Here is a 20520-nt window from a genome sequence, read left to right on the forward strand (position 1 = left end):
TTGTTACCGTTGCTGTAATGAAGCTGTACCAGGTTTGGCTGTTTCTTGAGCAATGGAGGCATTAAGATGGCCATATTGTTAGGTTGCTAATGAAATCTCGGGAGGGAAATCATGCAAACCCAAGTTGATGTGGCCGTGATGATCGGCAGTGGTGTACCGGCCAGCCTCCAGGCCATCGGCAAGCGCGTGTGCTGGGTGGTGTTGGTCAACGGCGAGCGACGCGGCACCGCCTTCGCCAGCCGCGCCGAAGCCGTGGAGTGCCGCGAGGCCTGGCTGGCGCAGTTGGCGGTGGACCCCAGCCTGATGCCGGCGCGTCAGGCCTGCTGATGCAGGCGAACGTTCAATTCGTCGATGGGAATGGCCCAGTCGCCGCCATCGGCGCGTAGTTCCTCTTTCAGGAAGCTGGCCTGGCGTTCGTTCCAGAATGGGGCATCGATGAGCTTCACGTCCGCCGCCAGCGGGTGGGCGGCGATGAAGCGGTCGATGCTGGCGGGGTCGCCGTCCAGGCCCAGTTGCTCGAATAGCGTACCCAGGTTGGTGTGTTCGGTTTCCATGTCATCTCCTTGGCTGTGTGGTGCCGTACCTATCCTCTGAAAGGTCGGCGAGCCAGGAGTTCACCCCGCTGCACGCTACGCGTCGGTATCGATACTGCGCGAATCGATGTTCTGCATGGGCGCATTCTGCTGCGGCCGGGAGGGCACCGAGGTTGCCAGGTTGCTGGCGATGCGGGCGGCCATCATGCTGGCCTTGGCGCGAATCAGCGCCAGGTTGCGCTCGGCCACGCTGCGGTACTCGGCGTTCTGTACCGCCATGAACTCATGCTGCTCATGACGCGCCTGGCTCTTCAGGTCGGCGATCTGCTGGTTGTGCTTGCGCGCGCGCCGGTTGGCGGCCGCCTGTTGCGCCTGGCGCTTGGCGGCCGCAGCCTTGTCGGCGGCCGCCTCGGCTTCGGCGCGCACTTTGGCCGGGTCATCGGGGGCAAGGCCGAACAGCGCGGCGACGGGGTTGATATCCATCATGGGCGACCACCTCCTTGGGGTTCGCTCATTGTATCGGCGTCATTACAAACTCCTTGAGGCCCGTGGTGTTTTCCAGTTGCCGTGCCAGCGCGCAGGCGGCCAGGTGCCCGCAGCGAAACCCCAGAGTGCGGCCCGAGTCCAGTTCGCGTATATGAAAAAAGTCGCGACCGGCGGGAATCACGTGACAACGCAGCGTGTTACGGTAGCCCTGCGGGACCTCCAGCCGGTACAATGCAGCGCCGAAGTCGATAGCCGCGTCAGCCGTGTCGATATTCCCTCGACGGCTTTCCATTGATTCGTGCATATTCGTTCCTTCCTGTGGGGACTGTCTGCTGTCGCGTTGACCCTCATGGTCGAGCGAGTTGCATAGCTATCGCACTTTTTACTTCGTCACGATGTAGGAAATGGCGCTTTAACCTGCGGCGTATTGCTGATTCCAGCAGTTGGGCAATGGCCGACGCGTTCCTGTGCCTTCTCCTTCAAGGGCAGTCTCTATCCGTGAGCGTCCCAGCCGGGGGGCTTTCTTGTAGGCTTGTGCCGCGCGCCTGCCCATGGACTTGTTTACATGTTGTTCCGCACCTTGGTTATCGGGTGTGGACAGGTTCAGTTCAGCTGCCCACGTTTTCACGGGCGGTTTTTCATTTCGAGGATTTTTTAATTGGCAGTAAGTAATCTGGAAATGCACGCCTTGTTCGTGCTGGGCGATCTTCGCGCCAAACTGGTGAAACTCTTTCAATCGCGTTTCGTGTATGTCACCGAGCAAACGGCCGAAGGTATCTACATGGCCGAGATCGACACTGAAAGTGCATTGGTGGTCGATGACAAGCAGCGCCTGGAACTCAAGGTTGGCGACCACTTCCGCGCCGCAGTATTGCCCAGCCGTGAAGGCGGCAAGTTTGAAATCAAGTTCCGCGAGATCAAGTTGGCGGTGTATGGCCTGGGTGAATATGCGTTTGTCAGCACCGCTGACGGCGAAGGCATCGTGTTCAAGGAAAGCCAGACCGTGGTCATGGTCTTCGCCGCCAAGGAACAGCTGCAGGTAGGCCTGGCCAAGACCCTCAAGGCCGCCTCGTCCAAGGCCGCCAAGTGGCGCAAGGGCGAGTTGACCTTCAAGCCCAGCGAATAAGCCGTTGGCACTGGTCTACAGTCAGTGAGTCCTGACTGTAGAGACCGTGCCCAATGAAACTGATCGTTCCCGTTGTATTCTGGTGCCTGGCACTGGTGGTGGCGCCCCTGCGCGCGGCCCCGGCGCCTGTGCACTTTGCCGACCTGAACTGGGAAAGCGGTAGCCTGATCACCGAGCTGCTGCGCATCGTGGTGGAAAAAGGCTACGACATTCCCACCGACACCCTGCCAGGCACCACCATCACCCTGGAAACCGCGCTGGCGAAAAACGACATCCAGGTGATCGCCGAGGAGTGGGCGGGGCGCAGCCCCGTGTGGGTCAAGGCCGAGGCGGCGGGCCAGGTCAAGGGCCTGGGCAACCTGGTGGCCGGCGCCACCGAAGGCTGGTGGGTGCCTGAATACGTGATCAAGGGCGACCCCGCGCGCGGCCTCAAGCCGCTGGCGCCGGACCTGCGCAGCGTCAGCGACCTGCCACGCTACAAGGCGGTGTTCCGCGACCCGGAGAACCCCGACAAGGGCCGTTTCCTCAACAGCCCCATCGGCTGGACCTCCGAAGTAGTCAACGGCCAGAAGCTCAAGGCTTATGGCCTGACCGACACTTACAGCAATTTCCGCTCCGGCAGTGGTGCGGCGCTGGACGCCGAGATCACTTCGCAGATCAAGCGCGGCCAGCCGGTGCTGTTCTACTACTGGTCGCCGACGCCGCTGCTGGGCCGCTACAAGCTGGTGCAGCTGCAGGAACCGCCGTTCGACCCTGAGGCCTGGAAGACCCTGACCCAGGCCGACAACCCGGCGCCAAAGCCAACGCGGTCACCGCCCTCGATTCTGTCGGTAGGGGTGTCGTCGGCGTTCGCCCAGCAGTACCCGCAGCTGGTGGCGTTCTTCCAGCAGGTGCAGCTGCCCATCGACGACCTCAACAAGGCGCTGGCGACCATGAGCGAGGGCCATTTGCCGCCACGCCAGGTGGCGACCGAGTTCCTCAAGGCCCACCCGCAACTGTGGCGTAGCTGGGTGCCAGCGCCGGTGGCCGACAAAGTCGCCGCAGCCCTGGCAACTCCGTAGCAGCTGCCGCAGGCTGCGTCGGGTTCACCACAGTGTCCCTGAACAGCGCGGCGCCTTGGACGCGGCCTGCGGCCGCTGCTACAGAAACCGCGTTGCCTGCGATAGGAGCAGACGACGCGATCAGCGGGTTGCGCGCGCCCGTAGCAGCTGCCGAAGGCTGCGTCCGGCACACCGCAGGGCTTGTGATCAACGCCGGCTGCTAACCTCGCCAGGCACCGCCTCGCCGGCCATGCGCTTGCGGAACAGCGCCGTGCGCGCCAGCAGCAGCGTGGTCACCGGCACGGTGATGGCCAGCAGGATGGGGATCAGCCACGCATGCAGCACCGGGCTTTGTTCCCGGAAGGAAAAGTACAGGATCGACGCCAGCGCCACGCACCAGGCGCCAAGGGTCGAGGCCAGGGCCGGCGGGTGCATGCGCTGGAAGAAGTCTTTCAGGCGCACCATGCCGATGGCCCCCAGCAGCGCGAACAGGCTGCCCAGCAGCAGCAACGCGCCGATAGCCGCCTGCACCCAGATGGGTAACTCGTTCATTCGATCACCTCGCCACGCAGCAGGAACTTGGCCAGGGCGAACGAGCCGACAAAGCCGAACAGGGCAATCAGCAACGCCGCCTCGAAGTAGGTTTCGCTGCCATAGCGAATGCCCAAGGTGAGGATGGTCAACATGCCCAGGATGCTCAGGTAATCCAGCGCCAGCACCCGGTCCTGGGCCGAGGGGCCCTTGAACAGCCGGTACAGGGTCAGCAGCATGGCCACGGCGAAGATCGCCAGGCTCAGCACGATGACAGGGTCAAGCAGGGCGCTCATTCGAAGATCTCCATCAGCGGGCGTTCGTAGGTGGCCTTGAAGTGCGTGATGAAGCGCGCCTCGTCGTCCAGGTCGAACACGTGCAGCAGCAGGACGCTGCGGTCCAGCGCCAGTTCGGACCACACCGTGCCCGGCACCACCGTGGTGATGGCCGACAAGGCGGCCAGGCCGTTGGCGTCGCGCAGCTCCAGCGGCACCTTGACGAACGCCGAGCGCGGCGGCCGGCGGCCCAGGTTGAGCACGCCCCAGGCCACCTGCAGGTTGGACGCCACCACATCGATGCCCACCCGGCCCAGCAGGCGCAGGATGGTGCCTGGCTTGCGAATGCGCACCGGCAGCGGCCGCAGCGAGGTCATCAGCAGCGGCGCCAGCACGCCCAGCAGCGCCGCCAGCAGCAGGTTGCCCGGGCTCAGTGACAGGTTCAGCAGCAGCCACAGCAGGGCGCAGGCCAGGCTCAGCAGCGGCGCGGGGAGCAGGCGCTTCATGGGCGCACCTCGGCGGCCATCACGGCCTCGATGTACTGGGCGGGGTCGTCCAGCCGGGCAGCGGTGTCCTGGGTGAAGCGCAGCAGCGCCTCGCCCTGCACGGTCAGCAGCAGGCACAGGCCCAGCAGCACCACGATGGGCACGCACTCGAAGCGACGCAGTAGCGGCGATGGCCGCTCCTGGGGCGTCCAGAAGCGCTGCACGCCGACGCGGGTCATGGCCAGCAAGGTCGCCAGCCCCGAGAGGATCAGCAGCGTGACGAACGCCCACGCGGCTGGGCTGGCGTCGCCGAACAGCAGGCGGATCAGGTTCAGCTTGGCGATGAACCCCGACAGCGGCGGCATGCCGATCACCAGCAGCGCACAGGCGATGAAACTCAGGCCCAGGAACGCCATGGTCCAGGGAATCACCTGGCCGACCACCGCCTTCTGCTCATCGTCCAGGTTGATGCCCTTGGGCGGGTGCAGCGACTCCACCGGGCGCGGCAGCAGGTCGCCGTCGTCGTCCAGGGGAATGTCGTTGGCCGAACGCGAGCGCTCGATCAGCTCGGCCAGCAGGAACAGCGCCGCCAGCGCCAGGGTGGAACTGACCAGGTAGAACAGCGCGCCGCCGGTGATCGCCGGCACGCCGAAGCCAATGGCAGCCAGCAGCGTGCCGGCCGACACCAGGATGCTCAGGCTGGCCATGCGCTCCAGGCGCTGGGCCGCCAGCACGCCCACCGCTGCCACGGCGATTGTCACCAGCCCGCCGTACAGCAGCCAGGCGCCGCCGAAATGCGCCGAGGCCCCGGCCTGGTTGGAGAACAGCAGGGTCCACAGCCGCAGCAGGGTATAGACCCCCACCTTGGTCATGATCGCGAACAGCGCCGCCACCGGTGCGCTGGCCGCGGCGTAGGCGGGCACCAGCCAGAAGTTCAGCGGCCACATGCCGGCCTTGGCCAGGAACGCCGTGGCCAGGATCGCCACGCCAGCGTGCAGCAGGCCGCGGTCGGCTTCCGGCACCAGCGGGATCTTCAGCGCCAGGTCGGCGAGGCTGAGGGTGCCGGTGACGCCGTAGATCATCGCCGCGCCGATCAGGAACAACGACGACGCCAGCAGGTTGATGGCGATGTAATGCAGCCCCGAGGACACCCGCGCGCGCCCCGAGCCATGCAGCAGCATGCCGTAGGACGCGGCCAGCAGCACCTCGAAGAACACGAACAGGTTGAACAGGTCGGCGGTCAGGAAGGCGCCGTACAGGCCCATCAGCTGGATCTGGAACAGCGCATGGAAGCTGGCCCCGGCGCGGTCCCAGCGCGCCATGGCGAACAGCAGGGCGGCGCTGGCGACGATGCCGGTGAGCACCAGCATCAGCGCCGACAGGCGGTCCAGCACCAGCACGATGCCGAACGGCGCCGGCCAGTTGCCCGGCAGGTACACGCCAATGGCGCTGGCTGGGCCCTGCTGTTGGGCGCCGTGCAGCAGCAGCGCGGCGATGCCCAGGCCGGCGAGGGTGGACAGCAGGTTGATACGGGCTTTCAGGGGGCGGTGTTTCTCGCCCAGCAACAGCATCACCGCGGCGGTCAGCAGCGGCAGCAGTATGGGCGCGATCAGCAGGGACGGCATCAGGCTCATTCCTGACGCTCCCGGCCGTCCACATGGTCGGTGCCGGTGAGCCCGCGCGAGGCCAACAGCACCACCAGGAACAGCGCCGTCATGGCGAAACTGATGACGATGGCCGTGAGCACCAGCGCCTGGGGCAGCGGGTCGGTGTAGTGCAGCAGGTCCTGGGGCACGCCGTCCTTGATGATCGGCTCCTTGCCGATGAACAGGCTGCCCATGCTGAAGATGAACAGGTTCACCCCGTAGGACAGCAGGCACAGGCCCATCACCACCTGGAAGGTCCGCGGCCGCAGGATCAGCCACACCCCCGAGGCAGCCAGCACGCCGATGGCAATTGCGATGACTTCTTCCATCAGGCACTCCCTTGCGGTACGGCAATGGGCTTGGGCAGCCCGGTGGGTTTGTGGCTGCGTACCGACTGGTGCGCCAAAGCGGTGAGGATCAGCAGCGTGGAACCGACCACCACGCTGAACACGCCGATGTCGAAGAACAGCGCACTGGCCACGTGCACTTCGCCCAGCAGTGGCAGGTGCAGGTGCGCGGTGTGGGTGGTGAGGAACGGATAGCCCAGCAGCATCGCGCCCACCCCGGTCAGCGTTGCGAACAGCAGGCCCACGCCCATCCAGCGCAGCGGCCGCAGGCGCATCTGCGCCTCCACCCACTGGGTGCCGGCCACCATGTACTGGAGGATGAACGCCACTGCCATCACCAGGCCGGCGACGAAGCCGCCGCCGGGCTGGTTGTGGCCGCGCATGAACAGGTACATGGCCACCACCAGGGCGATCGGCAGCAGCAGCCGCACCAACACCGCCGGCACCATCATGAAGCCCAGGGCGGTGTCGCTGGCCTGGCGCGGGTTGACCAGGTCGGTGACCACGTCAGGCGCCAGCAGGCGCTGCTGGGCCGGCAGCTGGATGCTCTCGCGCGGTGGCCGGAAGCGCCGCAGCAGGGCAAAGATGGCCAGGGCCGTGGCCGCCAGCACGGTGATCTCGCCCAACGTGTCGAAGCCGCGGAAGTCCACCAGCATGACGTTGACCACGTTGCTGCCGCCGCCCTCGGGCAGCGCCTTGCGCAGGTAGAACTCGGAGATATGGTTGGGTGTGGCGCGGGTCAGCATGGCGTACGACAGCGCCGCCATGCCGCCGCCCACGGCGACGGCCAGCACCAGGTCGCGCAGCCGGCGCAGGCGGGCGCGGCCTTCGCTGCCGGGCAGCGGCAGGGCGTCCTCGATACGCCGTGGCAGCCAGCGCAGGCCCAGCAGGATCAGCACCGTGGTCACCACCTCGACCACCAACTGCGTCAGGGCCAGGTCCGGCGCCGAGAACCAGATGAACGTGATGCAGGTCATCAGCCCGCAGACGCTGACCATGGTCAGGGCCGCCAGCCGGTGGTACTTGGCCTGCCAGGCAGCGCCCAAGGCGCAGGCAATGGCGATCAGCCACAGGGCGACGAACACCCCCGAGCCGGCGATTTTCGGCCGCAGGCCCCAGCCCAGGCCGCTGTGCAGCAGCGGGATGAGCCCGGCCACCACGGCCACCAGCACCAGCATGAACAACTGCGGTTGCAGGCGCCGGGTGGTCAGCCAGCGTTCGCTGCGCCGCGCCAGGCGCATCAGCAGCACCAGGCTGCGCTCGAACAGGCGCTTGCCGTTGAACCGGCCCACCAGTGGCGGCCGCTGGAAGCGCCCGCGTTGCAGCTGCCCGCGCAACAGCAGGTACAGCAGCACGCCGGCGCCCATGGCGATCAGGCTCATGATCAGCGGTGCGTTGAAGCCGTGCCAGATCGCCAGGCTGTACGCGGGCAGCTCGCCGCCCACCACCGGCAGCGCGGCGGCGGCCAGCAGCGGCCCCACCGACTGCGCCGGGAAAATGCCCACTACCAGGCACAGCAGCACCAGCAACTCCACCGGTGCGCGCATCCAGCGTGGCGGCTCGTGGGGCTGGTGGGGCAGGTCGGTGGCGGGCGGGCCGAAGAACACGTCGACGGTGAAGCGCAGGGCGTAGACCACGCTGAAGGTGCCGGCGACGGTGGCGATGGCCGGCAGCGCCGCCTCGACCCAGGCGGTGGAGGTGATGAACACCGTTTCGGCGAAGAACATTTCCTTGCTGAGGAAGCCGTTCATTAGCGGCACCCCGGCCATGGCGGCGCTGGCCACCATGGCCAGGGTGGCGGTAAAGGGGATCAGCCGGAACAGCCCGCTCAGGCGGCGGATGTCGCGGGTGCCGCTTTCATGGTCGATGATGCCGGCGGCCATGAACAACGAGGCCTTGAAGGTGGCGTGGTTGAGAATGTGGAACACCGCCGCCACCGCTGCCAGCGGGCTGTTGAGCCCCAGCAGCAGGGTGATCAGGCCCAGGTGGCTGATGGTGGAGTAGGCCAGCAGGCCCTTCAAGTCATTCTGGAACATGGCGCAGTAGGCGCCCAGCAACAGGGTGCAGGCGCCAGCGCCGCTGACCATCCAGAACCACTGCTCGCTGCCCGACAGCGACGGCCACAGCCGCGCCAGCAGGAACACCCCGGCCTTGACCATGGTTGCCGAGTGCAGGTACGCCGACACCGGCGTGGGCGCGGCCATGGCGTGGGGCAGCCAGAAATGGAAGGGGAATTGCGCGCTCTTGCTCAGGGCGCCAATCAGGATCAGCGCCAGCAGCACCGGGTACAGGTGGCTGGCGCGGATCTGCGCGCCGGCCGCCAGCACCGTGTCCAGGTCGTAACTGCCCACCACCTGGCCCAGCAACAGCACCCCGGCCAGCAGGCACAGGCCGCCGGCACCGGTCACCGCCAGGGCCATATAGGCGCCGCGGCGGGCGTCGGCGCGGTGGTGCCAGTAGCCGATCAGCAGGAACGAGAACAGGCTGGTCAGCTCCCAGAAAAACACCATCTGCACCAGGTTGCCGGAAATCACCAGGCCGAGCATGGCGCCCATGAACGCCAGGAAAAACGCGAAGAAGCGCGGCACCGGGTCGTCCGGCGACATGTAGTAGCGCGCGTACAGCGACACCAGCGTGCCGATCCCCAGCACCAGCAGCGAGAACAGCCAGGCGAAGCCGTCCATGCGCAGGGTGAAGTCCAGGCCCAGGCTGGGCAGCCACGCGTAGGTCTCGCGGATGACACCGCCGTGGGCGATCTGCGGGTACATCGATGCCACCGCGACGGTGCCCGTCAGGGCCACCACGCCGGCCAGGATCGACTCGCGGTTGCGCGCGTCGTGGGGCAGCACCGCTGCCAGGCAGCTACCAATGAAAGGCAGAAGCAGTAGGACTATCAATGACATAGCGATCTGATCTGCTGGAGGGGATAAAGGATCATACGGTGCCGGGCGGGCATCACCAACCGCGAAGCTGTGCCAGAACCTTACAATAGTGGTCTATTTGCCAGCTTTTTCATGACAAAATTTTACAAGCCTTCGGTTTTCGTTGGCGTTGACGGTATTTGTGGGAGCTGGCTTGCCAGCGAGCTTTCAGGGCCTCGACAGCTCGCTGGCAAGCCAGCTCCCACAAGGGGGGTAATGCAATATACTGCGCATATTTTGCCCCAGAGCCGAACCCCGTGCCCCCAGACTCCCCCTCCCGCGCCTCGGTGCTGCAACACGTCAGCCACAACGTGCGCCGCCTGCGCCATGCCGCCGGCCTGAGCCAGAGCGCCCTGGCCGAACGCTCCGGGGTCAGCCGGCGCATGCTGGTGGCCATCGAGGCCGGCGAGAAGAACGTCAGCCTCGGTACCCTGGACCGCGTGGCCGAGGCGCTGGACGTCGTGTTCAGCGACCTGATCCGCGCCCCCGACAACCGCGACCCCAACCGCATCAACGAACTGGCCTGGGCCGGTAGCCAGCCCGGCAGCAAGGCCGTGCTGCTGGCCAGCGCCCCGGCGCGGCGCGAGGTGGAGCTGTGGGAGTGGTGCCTGGCACCAGGTGAACGCTATGACAGCAGCTGTGATGGCGAGGGTTTCAGCGAGCAGGTGTTCGTCTACGAAGGCTGCCTGACCCTGGAACTCGACGGTGCTACCCGACAGATCGCCGCCGGCGAGTTCTGCATGTTCGCCAGCCAGCGTCCCCATGGCTATCGTAACGAGGGCGAGGTGGCCGTGCGCTTTGTGCGCAACGTGGTGTTCTAAAGCACTTCTCTGCCCCCACCCAGTTTCGGTAGCATGTGCCTATTCGCGCAAAGGGCAGTGAAAAATGACAGACATCCCCGAACCTTCGACGCTGCGCCTGGGCCTGCTGCAATACCCCGGTGCCCAGCCCTCCAGCACGGCAGGGCTGCTCGACCTGTTTGCCTGTGCACAGCAGGTGAGGGCAGAGCTGGGCATGTCGAAAACGCCAACCGTGCGGGTAGACAGCCTGGCGGACTCGGACGCAGGCGCTGTGCCAGCAGTGGTGTTCGTGCCGCCGCTGGCCCAGGCCGGCGTGCCTGATGCCGAGGCCCTGGCGCCGGTGCTGCAGGCGTTGCGCCGCTGGCATGCCGGCGGGGCGATGCTGATGGCCGTCGACAGTGGCGCCTGGCTGCTGGCCATGGCCGGGCTGTTGCAGGGCCGCCGGGCTACGCTGCACTGGGACGCGGCCATGGCCCTGGCCGCGCATTACCCGCAGGTGCGGGTGTTGCCCCAAGAGCCGATGGTGGACGAAGGCGACGTGGTCACCGCGGCGGGCAGCCAGGCCTGGCAAGAGCTGGGCCTGGCGGTGCTGGCGCTGTACTTCGGCGCATCGCTGGCGGTGGAGACCCACGCCATGCTCAACGTGCCGCCGCGCGACCAGCCGCTGCCCCCCAGCCCGTTCCAGCCGCGCCTGGACCACGGCCACGCGGCGGTGCTCAAGGTGCAACTGTGGCTGCAGGACAACCGCGCCATGGGCGTGACCCTGGATGACATGGCCGCCTGCGCCGGGCTGGAGCCGCGCACCTTCCTGCGTCGTTTCCACGCCAGCACCGGCCTCAAGCCCACCGAATACTGCCAGCACCTGCGCATTGCCCGCGCCTGCCATCTGCTGGAAACCAGCCAGCGCAACGTCGACCAGATCGCCGCCAGCGTGGGCTACCAGGACGTCGGCGCGCTACGCAAGATCTTCCTGCGGGTGACGGGGCATGCGTTGAGCGAGTATCGCGAGAAGTATGGCTTGCGCACCCTGTACCGCCCAATCGCGTTGCGCGGCCGGGCCTGACTGGTACGCCTTAACGTAGCAGCTGCCGCCAGGCTGCGTCCGGGCACACGCGGTGTTTGCGGACGCGGCCTGCGGCCGCTGCTACTTCAACGGCTCCTCGATCCGCAGCAAGCGCCCGGCATTGCCCAGCACCAGCAGCGTGCTGAGGTTATGCAGCAACGCCGCCACCACCGCGCCCGCCACACCCAGCATGCCGAAGGCCGCCGCCGCGACGATGGCCAGGGTCCAGCCCAGGCCGATGGCGACGTTCACCTGCAAGGTGCGGCGGCACTGGCGGCTCAGGCGCACGCAGGTGCCCAGGCGGCGCAGGTCGCTGCCGATCAGCACGATGTCGGCCGAGGCCAGGGCGATGTCGGCACCGCCGGCGCCCATGGCCACGCCCACCACGCCAGCTTTCAGCGCCAGCGAGTCGTTGATGCCGTCACCCACCACCAGCGGCCGGAAGCCGTTGCCGATTTCGTCGGTGACCCGGTGCAGCTTGTCTTCCGGCAGCGCCTGGGCCACCACGTTGGTGATGCCCACCTCGGCGGCCAGGGCGTTGGCCACCGGCAGGCGGTCGCCGGTCAGCAGCAGCTGCCGGCCCAGGCCCAGTTCACGCAGGTCAGCCAGCGCCGCGGCGGCCTCCGGGCGCACCTGGTCGGCCAGTAGCAGCCAGGCCAGGAAGCGCCCGTTCAACGCCAGGCCGGCGATCGGCCCGTCGTGCTCGGGCACCGGCGGCAGGTCCACGCCCAGCTGCTGGAACAGCTCGGCGCGGCCCAGGGCCGCTTCGCCCTGCGGGGTCTGGGCGATCACGCCCAGGCCCTGGCGCTCGCGCAACTGCTCCAGCGGGTGGTAGGCGTCCTGGGGCACCAGGGTGGCCAGGGCGCGGCTCACCGGGTGGCTACTGGCCGCGCCGAGGCTGGCGGCCAGGTGCAGCAGGGTCGGCTCGTCGGCGCTGCACTCGGGCACCACCTGCAGGCGCTGCAGGTGCAGGGCGCCGTAGGTGAGGGTGCCGGTCTTGTCGATCACCAGCGAGCTGAGGTCGGCGAACTCTTCCAGGAACGCCGAGCTGCGGATCAGGATGCCATGGCGCGCGGCCACGGCGATGCCGGCGATGGCCGTGGCCGGCGCCGACAGCACCAGCGCGCACGGGCAGGCGGCCACCAGCACGGCGAGCATCGCCTGCGGGTCGTTGGTGATGAACCAGGTGACGGCGGCAATCAGCAGCACCAGCACCATGTACTGGCCGGCGTAGCGCTCCAGCAGACGGGTGATCGGCGGCTTCGACTGCTCGGCCTTCTGCATCAGCGCGATGACCTTGCCCAGGGTCGAGTCTTCGCCGGTGCGCGACACCTCGATGCGCAGCAGGCCATCGAGGTTGATGGCGCCGCCGAACACGTCCATGCCCGGCGCGGCCTGCACCGGCACCGATTCGCCGGTGATGGGCGCGGTGTCCAGGCTGGCCTGGCCTTCCAGCACGCGGCCGTCGGCCGGCACGCGGTCGCCGGCGCGCACTTCCACCTGGTCGCCGGCCTTGAGGCTGGCGTTGTCCACTTCACGGATGCTGCCGTCGGCGCCGATCAGCCGCGCATGGCTACGGGTCAGCTTGCCCAGGGACTCGATGGCCTCCTGGGAGCCGATCACGCTGCGTTCCTCCAGCACGTGGCCGAAGATCATCAGGATCGGCAACAACGCCGCGGTCAGCAGGTCGCCGGTGGCCCAGGCGCCCAGCAGGGCAATGGCCACCAGTTGGTCGGTGAGGCCGTGCAGGCTGGGGTGGCGGATGCTGAACCAGGCTGAACGCAGCACCGGAATGGCCACCAGCAGCGAGGCCACGCCGAACAGGATCTGCGCCACGCCGTCCTGGGCCGGGTCGAACCAGTGCCAGCCCAGCCCCAGCGTCAGTAGGCCGAGGGCGACCATGGCCAGGGTCAGCTGGCGGGCGGCGCTGCGGCGCTCGTCGACGCTGAGCATGCCGCCGGTGAGGTGGCCATGGGAGTGCCCGTGGTGGGCGTGGCCGTGGTGATGGTGGGAATGCGCACTCATGGTTGGCTGCCTTGCAGAATCAGACGGGCGTCGTCGTGGGGATCGACGGTGGTGACCGAACCTGCCTTCTGCAGGATGGCCGGGACGCGCTCGCGGTACAGGCGCATCAGCAGGCCCGGGTCGCTGTGGTCGCGCTGGGTCTGGGCCAGGCTGGCGATGGTGGCGGTGTCGGCCTGGGCCTTGGCCAGGCGCTCGCTGGCCTGGGCGTGGGCCACCTGCAGGGTGCGGTCGGCCTCCTGGGTGGCGGCCTGGGTCACCTTGGCGGCGTCGTTGCGGGCCGAGGCAATGTTCTGCTCGGCCTTCTGGCTGGCGGTGAGCACGGCGTTGAAGGCGTTGACCGCGCCATCGGGCAGGCTCGACTGCAGGTCGACGCGCTCGATGTGCACGCCCAGGCCGGCGCCCTGGGCCTGCAAGGCGTCAAGGCTGTGGTTGATGCCCTGCATCAGGTCGCCACGCAGGCGCTCGCGGCGCTCGGCGGCCTGGCTGTCGCTGCCCACCAGTTCCGGCCGGGCCACCAGGATGGTGTCCAGGTCGCGGGAGGCGGACACGGCCACGGCGCTGCGGGCGACCAGGCGGTCCAGTGCGGCGGTCATGTTGGCGCTCTGCAGCACGTACTGGTACGGGTCCACCACCTTGTAGAAGATGCGCACGTCCAACTGCACCACCCCGGCGTCGCCGGTCAGCAGGTAGCCGGCGCCGGCCACCGCGTCGCTGTTGGGCGAGGTGTTGGGGTCGATGCCGCGGGTCTGGTTCTCGCGCAGCAGGGTTTCCACCCGCTGCTCGATGACGCGGTCAGCCGAGGGCAGCATCACCACCTGCTCGAACGGCCGCGGCCAGGCCATGAGCAGGCCGGCGCTGTGGATACGCTCCAGGGCGCCCATGCGCAGCACCACGGCGCGGCTTTCCGGGCCCACCTGGCGAATGTTCGACACGGCCCAGCCGAACGCCGCCAGCAGGGTGACGCCATACAGCGCCAGGAACGTCAGGCGGCCGGCCTGCAGCCAGGGGCTGGGCAGCCGTGGGGCGGGGGCGGCACCACTCATGGCTTGGCACCGCTGGTGGCGGCGGGGGCGGCCAGCTGTGGCGGGCCGTCGACCAGGGCGCGGAACGGCGCCGCATCGGTACGCAGCACCAGGCGCGTGCCCGAGTTGACGATGGTGCCCAGGGTGTCCAGCGAGCGTAGCAGGTTGTACAGCTCAGGCGAGCCGGCGTACGCCTTGCCGTAGATCTGCGCGGCTTCCACCCGCGACTGCGCTTCCACATCGGCCGCCTTCACCGTGGCGTCGGCCTGCAGGATGCGCGCGTCACGCTCGGCGCCGGAGCGAATCTCCGCCGCCTGGCGCTTGCCTTCGGCAGTGCGTTCGGTGGCGATGGTCTCGCGTTCGGCGCGCATGCGCTCGACGGTGGCGTTGAGGGTCACGGCGGGCAGGGTCAGGCGTTCGATACCCACCTGCAGCACGCGCACGCCATAGGTGTCGAGCAACTGCTTGGCGATCTGCTGGCGCACATGGTCTTCGAAGTCGGCGATCTGCACCTTGTTGGCGTCGGTGTTCACCAGGCTCGACAGGTCGAAGCCGCTGGCCGAGGTTTCCAGCGCCGAGCCGAGGAAGGTGCGAATCTGCCGCGCGGCTTCGTCAGGCTGGTTCTGCACCGCGCGCATGAAGCGCTGCACGTCGGCGTTGTCGGCCTGCACCTGCCACGCCACGTAGGCCTGGACGATGATCCGCAGGCCGTCGCGGGTGCCCACGTCCTGCAGGCCGCTGGAGGTGGTGCGCAGGCGCAGGTCCACCGGCACCGCCGATTCGAACGGGATCGGCAGGCGCCAGTTCAGGCCCGGCGCCAGCAGCACGCGCGAGGGGTTGCCGAAGCGGGTTATGACAGTGGCTTCGCCGCTGCGCACCTGCACCAGGCAGGCGGTGGCGATGGCGAACAGCACCAGCAGGGCGGCGATGCCGATGCGCTTCCAGGGGCGCGACGGCGCGCCGTCGTCGTGGTCATGGCCGTGGTCGTGGTGTGCATGGTCATGATGATCGTGGCCGTGGTCGTGGCCCGCGTGGTTGTGCGATGTACTCAAAATCAAAACTCCTGCAGGCCGTTAGCGGCGTGGCTGGCCGGGGTCGACCGGCGCGGCGAAGGTTCTCAGGTCCAGGGTCGGCGGCTCGTCCCGGGCAATGCGATGGTCAAGGATCAACGCCTTGGCATTGGCCATGCCCTGGGCCAGCTGGCTGAAATACTGCTCGTTGATGAACGCCTGGCCAGCGCTGTGCCAGGCTTGCAGTTCAGCGCTGAAGCGCAGGTCGGCGGCCTTGGCGGCGCCCAGGTTCTCGGCGCTGGTGGCCTGGGCGTTGTCGGTGGCCATGCTGGCGTCGGTGCGCGCCTGGTTGCTGGTGACGCTGGCGTTGCCGCGCTCGCGGGAGATCAGCGCCTGGGCGCCGATCTGCGCGGCCTGCACGCCGTGGTAGGCGTCGGCGGCGCCGGCCGGTGGGTGAATGGCTTCCACCACGGTGGCCAGCAGCTCGACGCCGCTGTCGAGGCGGTCGAGGTCGGCCTGCACCTGCTTGCCGATGTCCTCGCCCAGTTGCGCGCGGGCCTCGCCGAGCATGTCGTCCAGCTCACGGCCGGCCAACTGGTGCACCAGCACGCGGCTGGCGGTGCTGCGGATCAGCGCCGGCACGTCGGCGCTGTTGTAGGTGGCAGCCAGGGCGGCCTTGTCGGTCAGGCCGATGCGGTAGACGAAGCGCACGTCCATGTTCACCACCTGGAAGCTCTGCTTGTCGCCGGCGCTGCTGGCGATGACCTGGGATTTCTCGGCGCGGTGCGAGGCGTCCCACAGGCGGTTGGCGGTGACGGGCGCCGGGCCGTCGGCGCTGCTGGTTTCATCGCCGGCGCCGCCTTCGGCGCTGGTGGCCAGCTCATGAATCACCCCGTTCTCCACGGTGCGCGCCTGGCCGAACGGCCACGGCAGGCCCACATGCAGGCCCGGGGCGTAGACGGTCAGCGGCTTGCCGAACTGCTCGTACACGGCGCGGCCGTTCATGGGCACTTGGGTGACGCCGCTCAGCAGCCAGCCGATCAGGGCGATCAAAGCCAGCACCGGCAGGCTGGCGCGGCGCATGAAGCCCAGCGCCCAGATCTGCCGCAGGTCGATGCCGAAGCGTTGCTGCATTTCATCCTGCAGGCGCCGCAGCGGGCGCGGCGGCCAGTTCAGCAGGCCGGCGAACAGGCTGTCGGCGACGATCTGCGGTTCCAGGGTCAGGCGCTGCGGGCTGAACACCGACAGTAGAGCGCGCACCAGCAGCTCCAGGGCGCCCAGGGCCGGCAGCAGGCCGGCCAGCACCGCCAGGCGCAGCGGCCACACCGCCTCGCCGTTGGCGAAGAACAGGCACACCGCGGCCAGCAGCAGGCTGGCCAGGGTGATGCGCAGTTGCAGGGCCAGGCCCGAGGCCTCGGGCCACTCCACCGGGTCGCAGGCGTTCAGGTGGCGCTCCAGCACCAGCAGGGCGAAGGCCACCACCAGCAACAGCCCGGCGACGGCGTAGGCGGTCTGGCCCAGGGCCTGGGGCGCCAGGTTGAGGTTCCAGCCGTAGTTCACCAGCAGCAGCGCCAGCACGCAGCCGGCCATCAGCCACAGTGCCGCCACGCCCAGGCGTTGCAGCCACACCGCCAGGGTGTCGCCGACGCGGTCCAGCAGGCGGTCGTAAGCGCCGCGAGGCTCGTCCTGCACCCACTCGGTGACCGGTTCCAGCGGCTCGCCGTTGAGCGCGGCGGCGCGCCACCGGGCAATGCGCCAGGCCCACTGGCTGCTGCCCAGCAGGGTCAGGCAGCTGGCGCTGATGCCGCACAGCAGCGGCACCCACAGCGAATCACGGGTAAACAGCTCAACGAAAATACCGGCCACCAGGGCCAGCATCAGCAGCGCCCCCAGCCCCAGCATCAGGCCGAACAGGCGGCGCGCCTGCCAGGCCGCGCGCACGAACCGCGGCAGGGCGTGCAGATCCCCAGCCGGGGCATCCAGGTCAACTCTCATCACTTCTCCATACGCTCGCACAGGCAGGTGCGCGACCCGGCCAGGGTCGTTGCGGTTTACCGTTGAATAAAAACAGACGCTCAGGCGACCGGGCAGTCTACCCATAAAAAGTAACTGTATAACGCTGGCCGTGAAATTTTCGTCCCACGCCCGCGCCGCCACTGTTGCCCAGCCAACAGCCGCGCAACAGTTTGCTGGCCAACAGCAAGCCCGTGCCGCCCCGGCTTATGGCCATGGCCCCGCAAACATGGGGCGCGGCGAAGCGGCACGCACTGTGCAATGACCTGCTCATCAAGTGTATGAATCTTTGTTCAGTTTGGAGAGCTGCATGTCGCGTGAAATCCGCCTCAACGCCTTTGACATGAATTGCGTGGGCCATCAGTCCCCAGGCCTGTGGGCGCACCCGCGGGACCGCTCGTGGGAATACAAGGACCTGGCCTATTGGACCGACCTGGCTAAAATCCTCGAGCGCGGCAAGTTCGACGGCCTGTTCATCGCCGACGTGCTGGGTATCTACGACGTGTACCAGGGCAATGGCGACGCCGCCATTCGCCAGGCCACCCAGGTGCCGGTCAACGACCCGCTGCAGCTGATTCCACCCATGGCGATGGTCACCGAGCACCTGGGGTTCGGCCTCACCGCGTCGCTGTCGTTCGAGCACCCGTACCCGTTCGCCCGGCGCCTGTCGACCCTGGACCACCTGACCCAGGGCCGCGCCGGCTGGAACATCGTCACCTCGTACCTGGAGAGCGGCGCCAAGAACATCGGCCAGGCCGCACAGACCGAGCACGACGCGCGCTATGACTACGCCGAGGAATACCTGGAGGTCTGCTACAAGCTGTGGGAAGGCAGTTGGGAGGAGGACGCGGTGCTGCGCGACCGCGAGCGGCGCCTCTTCAGCGACCCGAGCAAGATCCACCCCATCAACCACCACGGCAAGTACTTCCAGGTGCCCGGCATTCACCTGTGCGAACCGTCGCCGCAGCGCACGCCGCTGCTGTACCAGGCGGGCGCGTCCAGCCGGGGCAAGCAATTCGCCGCCGAGCATGCCGAGTGCGTGTTCGTTGCCGCGCCGTCCAAGGTGCTGCTGAAGAAGACCGTGGCCGACATCCGCCGCCGCGCCGCCGAGGCCGGGCGCGATCCGCGCAGCGTGCTGATCTTCAACCTGCAGACGGTGATCGTCGACGAGACCGACGCCAAGGCCCGGGCCAAGTTCGAGGAGTACAAGTCCTGGGTCAGCTACGAGGGCGCCATGGCGCTGATCAGCGGCTGGACCGGCATCGACTTCAGCCAGTTCCAGCCCGGAGAGGCCCTGCGCCACGTCAAGACCAACGCCATCCAGTCGGCGGTGGAAGCCTTCAGCACCGCCGACCCGGACACGGTCTGGACCCCCAACGAGCTGGCGGACTGGGTGGGCATCGGCGGCTTCGGCCCGCTGTTCGTCGGCGGCCCCGAGACCGTCGCCGACCTGCTGGAGGAGTGGGTGGCCGACACCGACGTCGACGGCTTCAACCTGGCCTACGCGGTGACCCACGAGACCTTCAGCGACGTGGTCGACCACCTGGTGCCCGAACTGCAGAAGCGCGGGGTGTACAAGACCCAGTACCGCAGCGGCACCCTGCGCGAGAAGTTGTTCGGCGAAGGTGCGCGGCTGCCCGGCAATCACCCGGCGGCGGGCTACCGAAAACCGTGAAGCTGTTTATGATGTTCCCGGCAACCCCACTGCTAACAGTGAGCACCCCATGCAAGACATCCTGATCATCGGCGGCGGCCTGTCCGGCACCCTGCTGGCCGCGCAACTGCTGCGCCAGCCCGGCCAGCGTCGGCTGCGGGTGTTCGAACCGCGCCCCGAACTGGGCCGCGGCGAAGCCTACAGCGCCACCGAGCTGGGCCACACCCTCAACGGCAACGCCGCGCGCATGAGCGTGGACCCCGACAACGCCGAGGACCTGACCCAGTGGCTGGCTGCGCACATCGCCGCCGGCGGCTGGCCCGAGTCCGACCGCCAGCACGTGCCGGTGGCCGAGTTGTTCCCGCCGCGCGGGTTGTTTGGCGTCTACGCCCAGCAGCACCTGGCGGCGGCGCGAGCAGCGGGCGCCACCTGGGGATCGACCCTGGAGCATGTGCGCAGCGAAATCGTCGACCTGCAGGTGGACGCCGATGGCGTGCGCCTGACCCTCGCCGACGGCAGCCAGGTGCACGGCAGCCAGGCGGTGCTGGCCACCGGCATGTTCCCGGCGGCGCGCACCCGCCAGCGCCAGTCCAGCGGCCTCAACGCCGCGGCGGTGGACCCATGGGACGTGCAGGCCATGGCTGGCCTCGACCCAGACGGCCGGGTGCTGATCATCGGCTCCGGGCTGACCATGGTCGACGCCGTGGTGTCCCTGGAACAGGCCGGGCACCGCGGGCCGATCCAGATCTATTCGCGCCATGGCCTGTTGCCCCAGGTGCGCCGGCAGCCGCCGGCGTGGCCGGACTTCCTGGCCGCCGACCCCACCCTCCGCACGCCGTTGCAGGTGTGGCGCGCGCTGCGCCGGCAATGCCGCGAGGCCCAGGCCGCCGGCATCGACTGGCAGGCGCCGCTGGACACCGTGCGCGCCCACATCGGCCGGTTGTGGAGCGGTGCCAGCGATTGGCACAAGCGCCAGTTCGTGCGCCATGCGCGGCCGTGGTGGGAAAGCCATCACCACCGCTCGCCGCCGCCCAGCGATGCATTGCTGCAGCGCTTGCTGGAAGAGGGGCGGGTGCGCATCGACGCCGCGCAACTGCTGGGCCTGGCCCCCACCGAAGACGGCCTGGTGGGCATCCGCGTGCGTGACCGCGGCCAGGCCGCCGAGCGCATCGATACCGGTGTGGCGCTGATCAACTCCACCGGCATCGAATACGACTGGCGCCGCGTGGACCGGCCGCTGCCCCGGCAGCTGCTGGCGCGCGGCCTGATCCGCCCCGGCCCGCTTGCGCTGGGCATCGCTGCCCAAGCCAACGGCGCCGTGCACGACGCCGCCGGCCAGGCCTCGCCCCGGCTGTTCGCCATGGGCCCACCGCTGCGCGGCCTGTGGTGGGAAAGCACCGCCGTCACCGACGTGGCGCTGCAAGCCAAGGCCCTGGCCAATACCCTGGTCACACAATCCCCGTAGCCGCTGCCGCCAGGCTGCGTCCCGGTCACCACGGTGTGGCCTGACGCAGCCTGGCGGCAGCTGCTACGGGCGTGGGCA

General features: G+C 68.3%; 20 protein-coding genes. 7 read left to right on the forward strand and 13 right to left on the reverse strand.

What is annotated here, in order from left to right:
- Positions 1 to 111 precede the first annotated feature (111 nt).
- Positions 112 to 327, forward strand: coding sequence for a hypothetical protein (locus AC0J42_RS11155; RefSeq protein WP_416423618.1), 216 nt, complete (start codon positions 112 to 114; stop codon positions 325 to 327).
- Here the strand turns inward: AC0J42_RS11155 and AC0J42_RS11160 are convergent.
- The 3 genes from AC0J42_RS11160 to AC0J42_RS11170 all read right to left on the reverse strand — a co-directional run bounded on the left by AC0J42_RS11160 (position 315) and on the right by AC0J42_RS11170 (position 1323).
- A complete protein-coding gene (locus AC0J42_RS11160) occupies positions 315 to 554 on the reverse strand; it encodes a DUF2789 domain-containing protein (protein WP_473006179.1) in 240 nt (79 codons plus the stop codon). The genes AC0J42_RS11155 and AC0J42_RS11160 overlap by 13 nt on opposite strands.
- A 75-nt stretch (positions 555 to 629) precedes the next feature.
- The gene (locus AC0J42_RS11165) at positions 630 to 1019 is read right to left on the reverse strand and encodes a hypothetical protein (RefSeq protein WP_473006181.1); all 390 of its coding nucleotides are present in this window, start codon (positions 1017 to 1019) and stop codon (positions 630 to 632) included.
- A gap of 25 nt (positions 1020 to 1044) precedes the next feature.
- The gene (locus AC0J42_RS11170) at positions 1045 to 1323 is read right to left on the reverse strand and encodes a hypothetical protein (RefSeq protein ID WP_473006182.1); all 279 of its coding nucleotides are present in this window, start codon (positions 1321 to 1323) and stop codon (positions 1045 to 1047) included.
- A gap of 354 nt (positions 1324 to 1677) precedes the next feature.
- Here AC0J42_RS11170 and AC0J42_RS11175 point away from each other — a divergent pair, with 354 nt between their 5' ends.
- Together AC0J42_RS11175 and AC0J42_RS11180 are read left to right on the forward strand one after the other, a co-directional pair.
- Positions 1678 to 2145, forward strand: a complete 468-nt coding sequence (locus tag AC0J42_RS11175; protein WP_473006184.1) for a hypothetical protein — start codon at positions 1678 to 1680, stop codon at positions 2143 to 2145.
- 53 nt (positions 2146 to 2198) lie between these two features.
- Positions 2199 to 3206 (forward strand): ABC transporter substrate-binding protein, encoded by a 1008-nt coding sequence (locus tag AC0J42_RS11180; RefSeq protein ID WP_473006185.1) that lies wholly within the window; start codon positions 2199 to 2201, stop codon positions 3204 to 3206.
- Positions 3207 to 3392: 186 nt separating this feature from the next.
- Here AC0J42_RS11180 and AC0J42_RS11185 read toward each other — a convergent pair whose 3' ends face one another.
- Genes AC0J42_RS11185 through AC0J42_RS11210 form a run of 6 tightly spaced genes read right to left on the reverse strand, consistent with a single transcriptional unit; the run spans position 3393 to position 9372 of the window.
- Positions 3393 to 3737, reverse strand: a complete 345-nt coding sequence (locus tag AC0J42_RS11185; protein WP_416423624.1) for a Na+/H+ antiporter subunit G — start codon at positions 3735 to 3737, stop codon at positions 3393 to 3395.
- Positions 3734 to 4012 (reverse strand): K+/H+ antiporter subunit F, encoded by a 279-nt coding sequence (locus AC0J42_RS11190; RefSeq protein WP_416423625.1) that lies wholly within the window; start codon positions 4010 to 4012, stop codon positions 3734 to 3736. Before AC0J42_RS11190 ends, AC0J42_RS11185 begins: the two co-directional genes overlap by 4 nt.
- Positions 4009 to 4497, reverse strand: coding sequence for a Na+/H+ antiporter subunit E (locus AC0J42_RS11195; protein ID WP_473006188.1), 489 nt, complete (start codon positions 4495 to 4497; stop codon positions 4009 to 4011). Before AC0J42_RS11195 ends, AC0J42_RS11190 begins: the two co-directional genes overlap by 4 nt.
- Entirely contained in the window at positions 4494 to 6110 is a 1617-nt protein-coding gene (locus tag AC0J42_RS11200; RefSeq protein WP_416423627.1) for a monovalent cation/H+ antiporter subunit D, read from the reverse strand. Before AC0J42_RS11200 ends, AC0J42_RS11195 begins: the two co-directional genes overlap by 4 nt.
- Positions 6107 to 6451: a Na+/H+ antiporter subunit C gene (locus AC0J42_RS11205; protein ID WP_416423628.1), complete on the reverse strand. Its 345-nt coding sequence runs from the start codon at positions 6449 to 6451 to the stop codon at positions 6107 to 6109. Before AC0J42_RS11205 ends, AC0J42_RS11200 begins: the two co-directional genes overlap by 4 nt.
- The gene (locus tag AC0J42_RS11210) at positions 6451 to 9372 is read right to left on the reverse strand and encodes a monovalent cation/H+ antiporter subunit A (protein WP_473006189.1); all 2922 of its coding nucleotides are present in this window, start codon (positions 9370 to 9372) and stop codon (positions 6451 to 6453) included. Before AC0J42_RS11210 ends, AC0J42_RS11205 begins: the two co-directional genes overlap by 1 nt.
- A 275-nt stretch (positions 9373 to 9647) precedes the next feature.
- Here AC0J42_RS11210 and AC0J42_RS11215 point away from each other — a divergent pair, with 275 nt between their 5' ends.
- Together AC0J42_RS11215 and AC0J42_RS11220 are read left to right on the forward strand one after the other, a co-directional pair.
- Positions 9648 to 10211 carry a helix-turn-helix domain-containing protein gene (locus AC0J42_RS11215; RefSeq protein ID WP_473006191.1) on the forward strand — a complete coding sequence of 188 codons (564 nt, stop codon included), beginning with the start codon at positions 9648 to 9650 and terminating at the stop codon, positions 10209 to 10211.
- 64 nt (positions 10212 to 10275) lie between these two features.
- Entirely contained in the window at positions 10276 to 11253 is a 978-nt protein-coding gene (locus tag AC0J42_RS11220) for a GlxA family transcriptional regulator (RefSeq protein ID WP_473006192.1), read from the forward strand.
- An 81-nt stretch (positions 11254 to 11334) separates the two neighbouring features.
- Here the strand turns inward: AC0J42_RS11220 and AC0J42_RS11225 are convergent, their stop codons facing one another.
- From AC0J42_RS11225 to hflK (AC0J42_RS11240), 4 genes are all read right to left on the reverse strand, one after another.
- Complete coding sequence (locus AC0J42_RS11225) at positions 11335 to 13206, reverse strand: cation-translocating P-type ATPase (RefSeq protein ID WP_473006845.1); 1872 nt, start codon at positions 13204 to 13206, stop codon at positions 11335 to 11337.
- A 68-nt stretch (positions 13207 to 13274) separates the two neighbouring features.
- On the reverse strand, positions 13275 to 14321 hold the full coding sequence (hflK, locus tag AC0J42_RS11230; protein WP_473006193.1) for a protease modulator HflK: 1047 nt from the start codon (positions 14319 to 14321) through the stop codon (positions 13275 to 13277).
- Positions 14318 to 15358 carry a protease modulator HflC gene (hflC, locus tag AC0J42_RS11235; protein ID WP_473006194.1) on the reverse strand — a complete coding sequence of 347 codons (1041 nt, stop codon included), beginning with the start codon at positions 15356 to 15358 and terminating at the stop codon, positions 14318 to 14320. Before hflC ends, hflK (AC0J42_RS11230) begins: the two co-directional genes overlap by 4 nt.
- 15 nt (positions 15359 to 15373) lie before the next feature.
- The gene (hflK, locus tag AC0J42_RS11240) at positions 15374 to 17305 is read right to left on the reverse strand and encodes a protease modulator HflK (RefSeq protein ID WP_473006195.1); all 1932 of its coding nucleotides are present in this window, start codon (positions 17303 to 17305) and stop codon (positions 15374 to 15376) included.
- 328 nt (positions 17306 to 17633) lie between these two features.
- Here hflK (AC0J42_RS11240) and AC0J42_RS11245 point away from each other — a divergent pair, with 328 nt between their 5' ends.
- Positions 17634 to 18998, forward strand: coding sequence for an LLM class flavin-dependent oxidoreductase (locus AC0J42_RS11245; RefSeq protein ID WP_473006196.1), 1365 nt, complete (start codon positions 17634 to 17636; stop codon positions 18996 to 18998).
- 49 nt (positions 18999 to 19047) lie between these two features.
- The gene (locus tag AC0J42_RS11250) at positions 19048 to 20442 is read left to right on the forward strand and encodes an FAD/NAD(P)-binding protein (protein ID WP_473006197.1); all 1395 of its coding nucleotides are present in this window, start codon (positions 19048 to 19050) and stop codon (positions 20440 to 20442) included.
- Positions 20443 to 20520 lie beyond the last annotated feature (78 nt).

It is taken from the genome of Pseudomonas sp. Tav-5-1A, from assembly GCF_055755055.1.

Bases quoted from the DNA above. Each gene is read 5' to 3' on its own strand.
- AC0J42_RS11195 (WP_473006188.1), bottom strand. From the start codon at position 4,497: ATGAAGCGCCTGCTCCCCGCGCCGCTGCTGAGCCTGGCCTGCGCCCTG.
- AC0J42_RS11210 (WP_473006189.1), bottom strand. From the start codon at position 9,372: ATGTCATTGATAGTCCTACTGCTTCTGCCTTTCATTGGTAGCTGCCTG.
- AC0J42_RS11155 (WP_416423618.1), top strand. From the start codon at position 112: ATGCAAACCCAAGTTGATGTGGCCGTGATGATCGGCAGTGGTGTACCG.
- AC0J42_RS11180 (WP_473006185.1), top strand. From the start codon at position 2,199: ATGAAACTGATCGTTCCCGTTGTATTCTGGTGCCTGGCACTGGTGGTG.
- AC0J42_RS11225 (WP_473006845.1), bottom strand. From the start codon at position 13,206: ATGCTCAGCGTCGACGAGCGCCGCAGCGCCGCCCGCCAGCTGACCCTG.
- AC0J42_RS11200 (WP_416423627.1), bottom strand. From the start codon at position 6,110: ATGAGCCTGATGCCGTCCCTGCTGATCGCGCCCATACTGCTGCCGCTG.
- AC0J42_RS11205 (WP_416423628.1), bottom strand. From the start codon at position 6,451: ATGGAAGAAGTCATCGCAATTGCCATCGGCGTGCTGGCTGCCTCGGGG.
- hflK (WP_473006193.1), bottom strand. From the start codon at position 14,321: ATGAGTGGTGCCGCCCCCGCCCCACGGCTGCCCAGCCCCTGGCTGCAG.
- AC0J42_RS11245 (WP_473006196.1), top strand. From the start codon at position 17,634: ATGTCGCGTGAAATCCGCCTCAACGCCTTTGACATGAATTGCGTGGGC.
- AC0J42_RS11165 (WP_473006181.1), bottom strand. From the start codon at position 1,019: ATGATGGATATCAACCCCGTCGCCGCGCTGTTCGGCCTTGCCCCCGAT.
- AC0J42_RS11185 (WP_416423624.1), bottom strand. From the start codon at position 3,737: ATGAACGAGTTACCCATCTGGGTGCAGGCGGCTATCGGCGCGTTGCTG.
- AC0J42_RS11170 (WP_473006182.1), bottom strand. From the start codon at position 1,323: ATGCACGAATCAATGGAAAGCCGTCGAGGGAATATCGACACGGCTGAC.
- hflK (WP_473006195.1), bottom strand. From the start codon at position 17,305: ATGAGAGTTGACCTGGATGCCCCGGCTGGGGATCTGCACGCCCTGCCG.
- AC0J42_RS11160 (WP_473006179.1), bottom strand. From the start codon at position 554: ATGGAAACCGAACACACCAACCTGGGTACGCTATTCGAGCAACTGGGC.
- AC0J42_RS11220 (WP_473006192.1), top strand. From the start codon at position 10,276: ATGACAGACATCCCCGAACCTTCGACGCTGCGCCTGGGCCTGCTGCAA.
- AC0J42_RS11190 (WP_416423625.1), bottom strand. From the start codon at position 4,012: ATGAGCGCCCTGCTTGACCCTGTCATCGTGCTGAGCCTGGCGATCTTC.
- AC0J42_RS11250 (WP_473006197.1), top strand. From the start codon at position 19,048: ATGCAAGACATCCTGATCATCGGCGGCGGCCTGTCCGGCACCCTGCTG.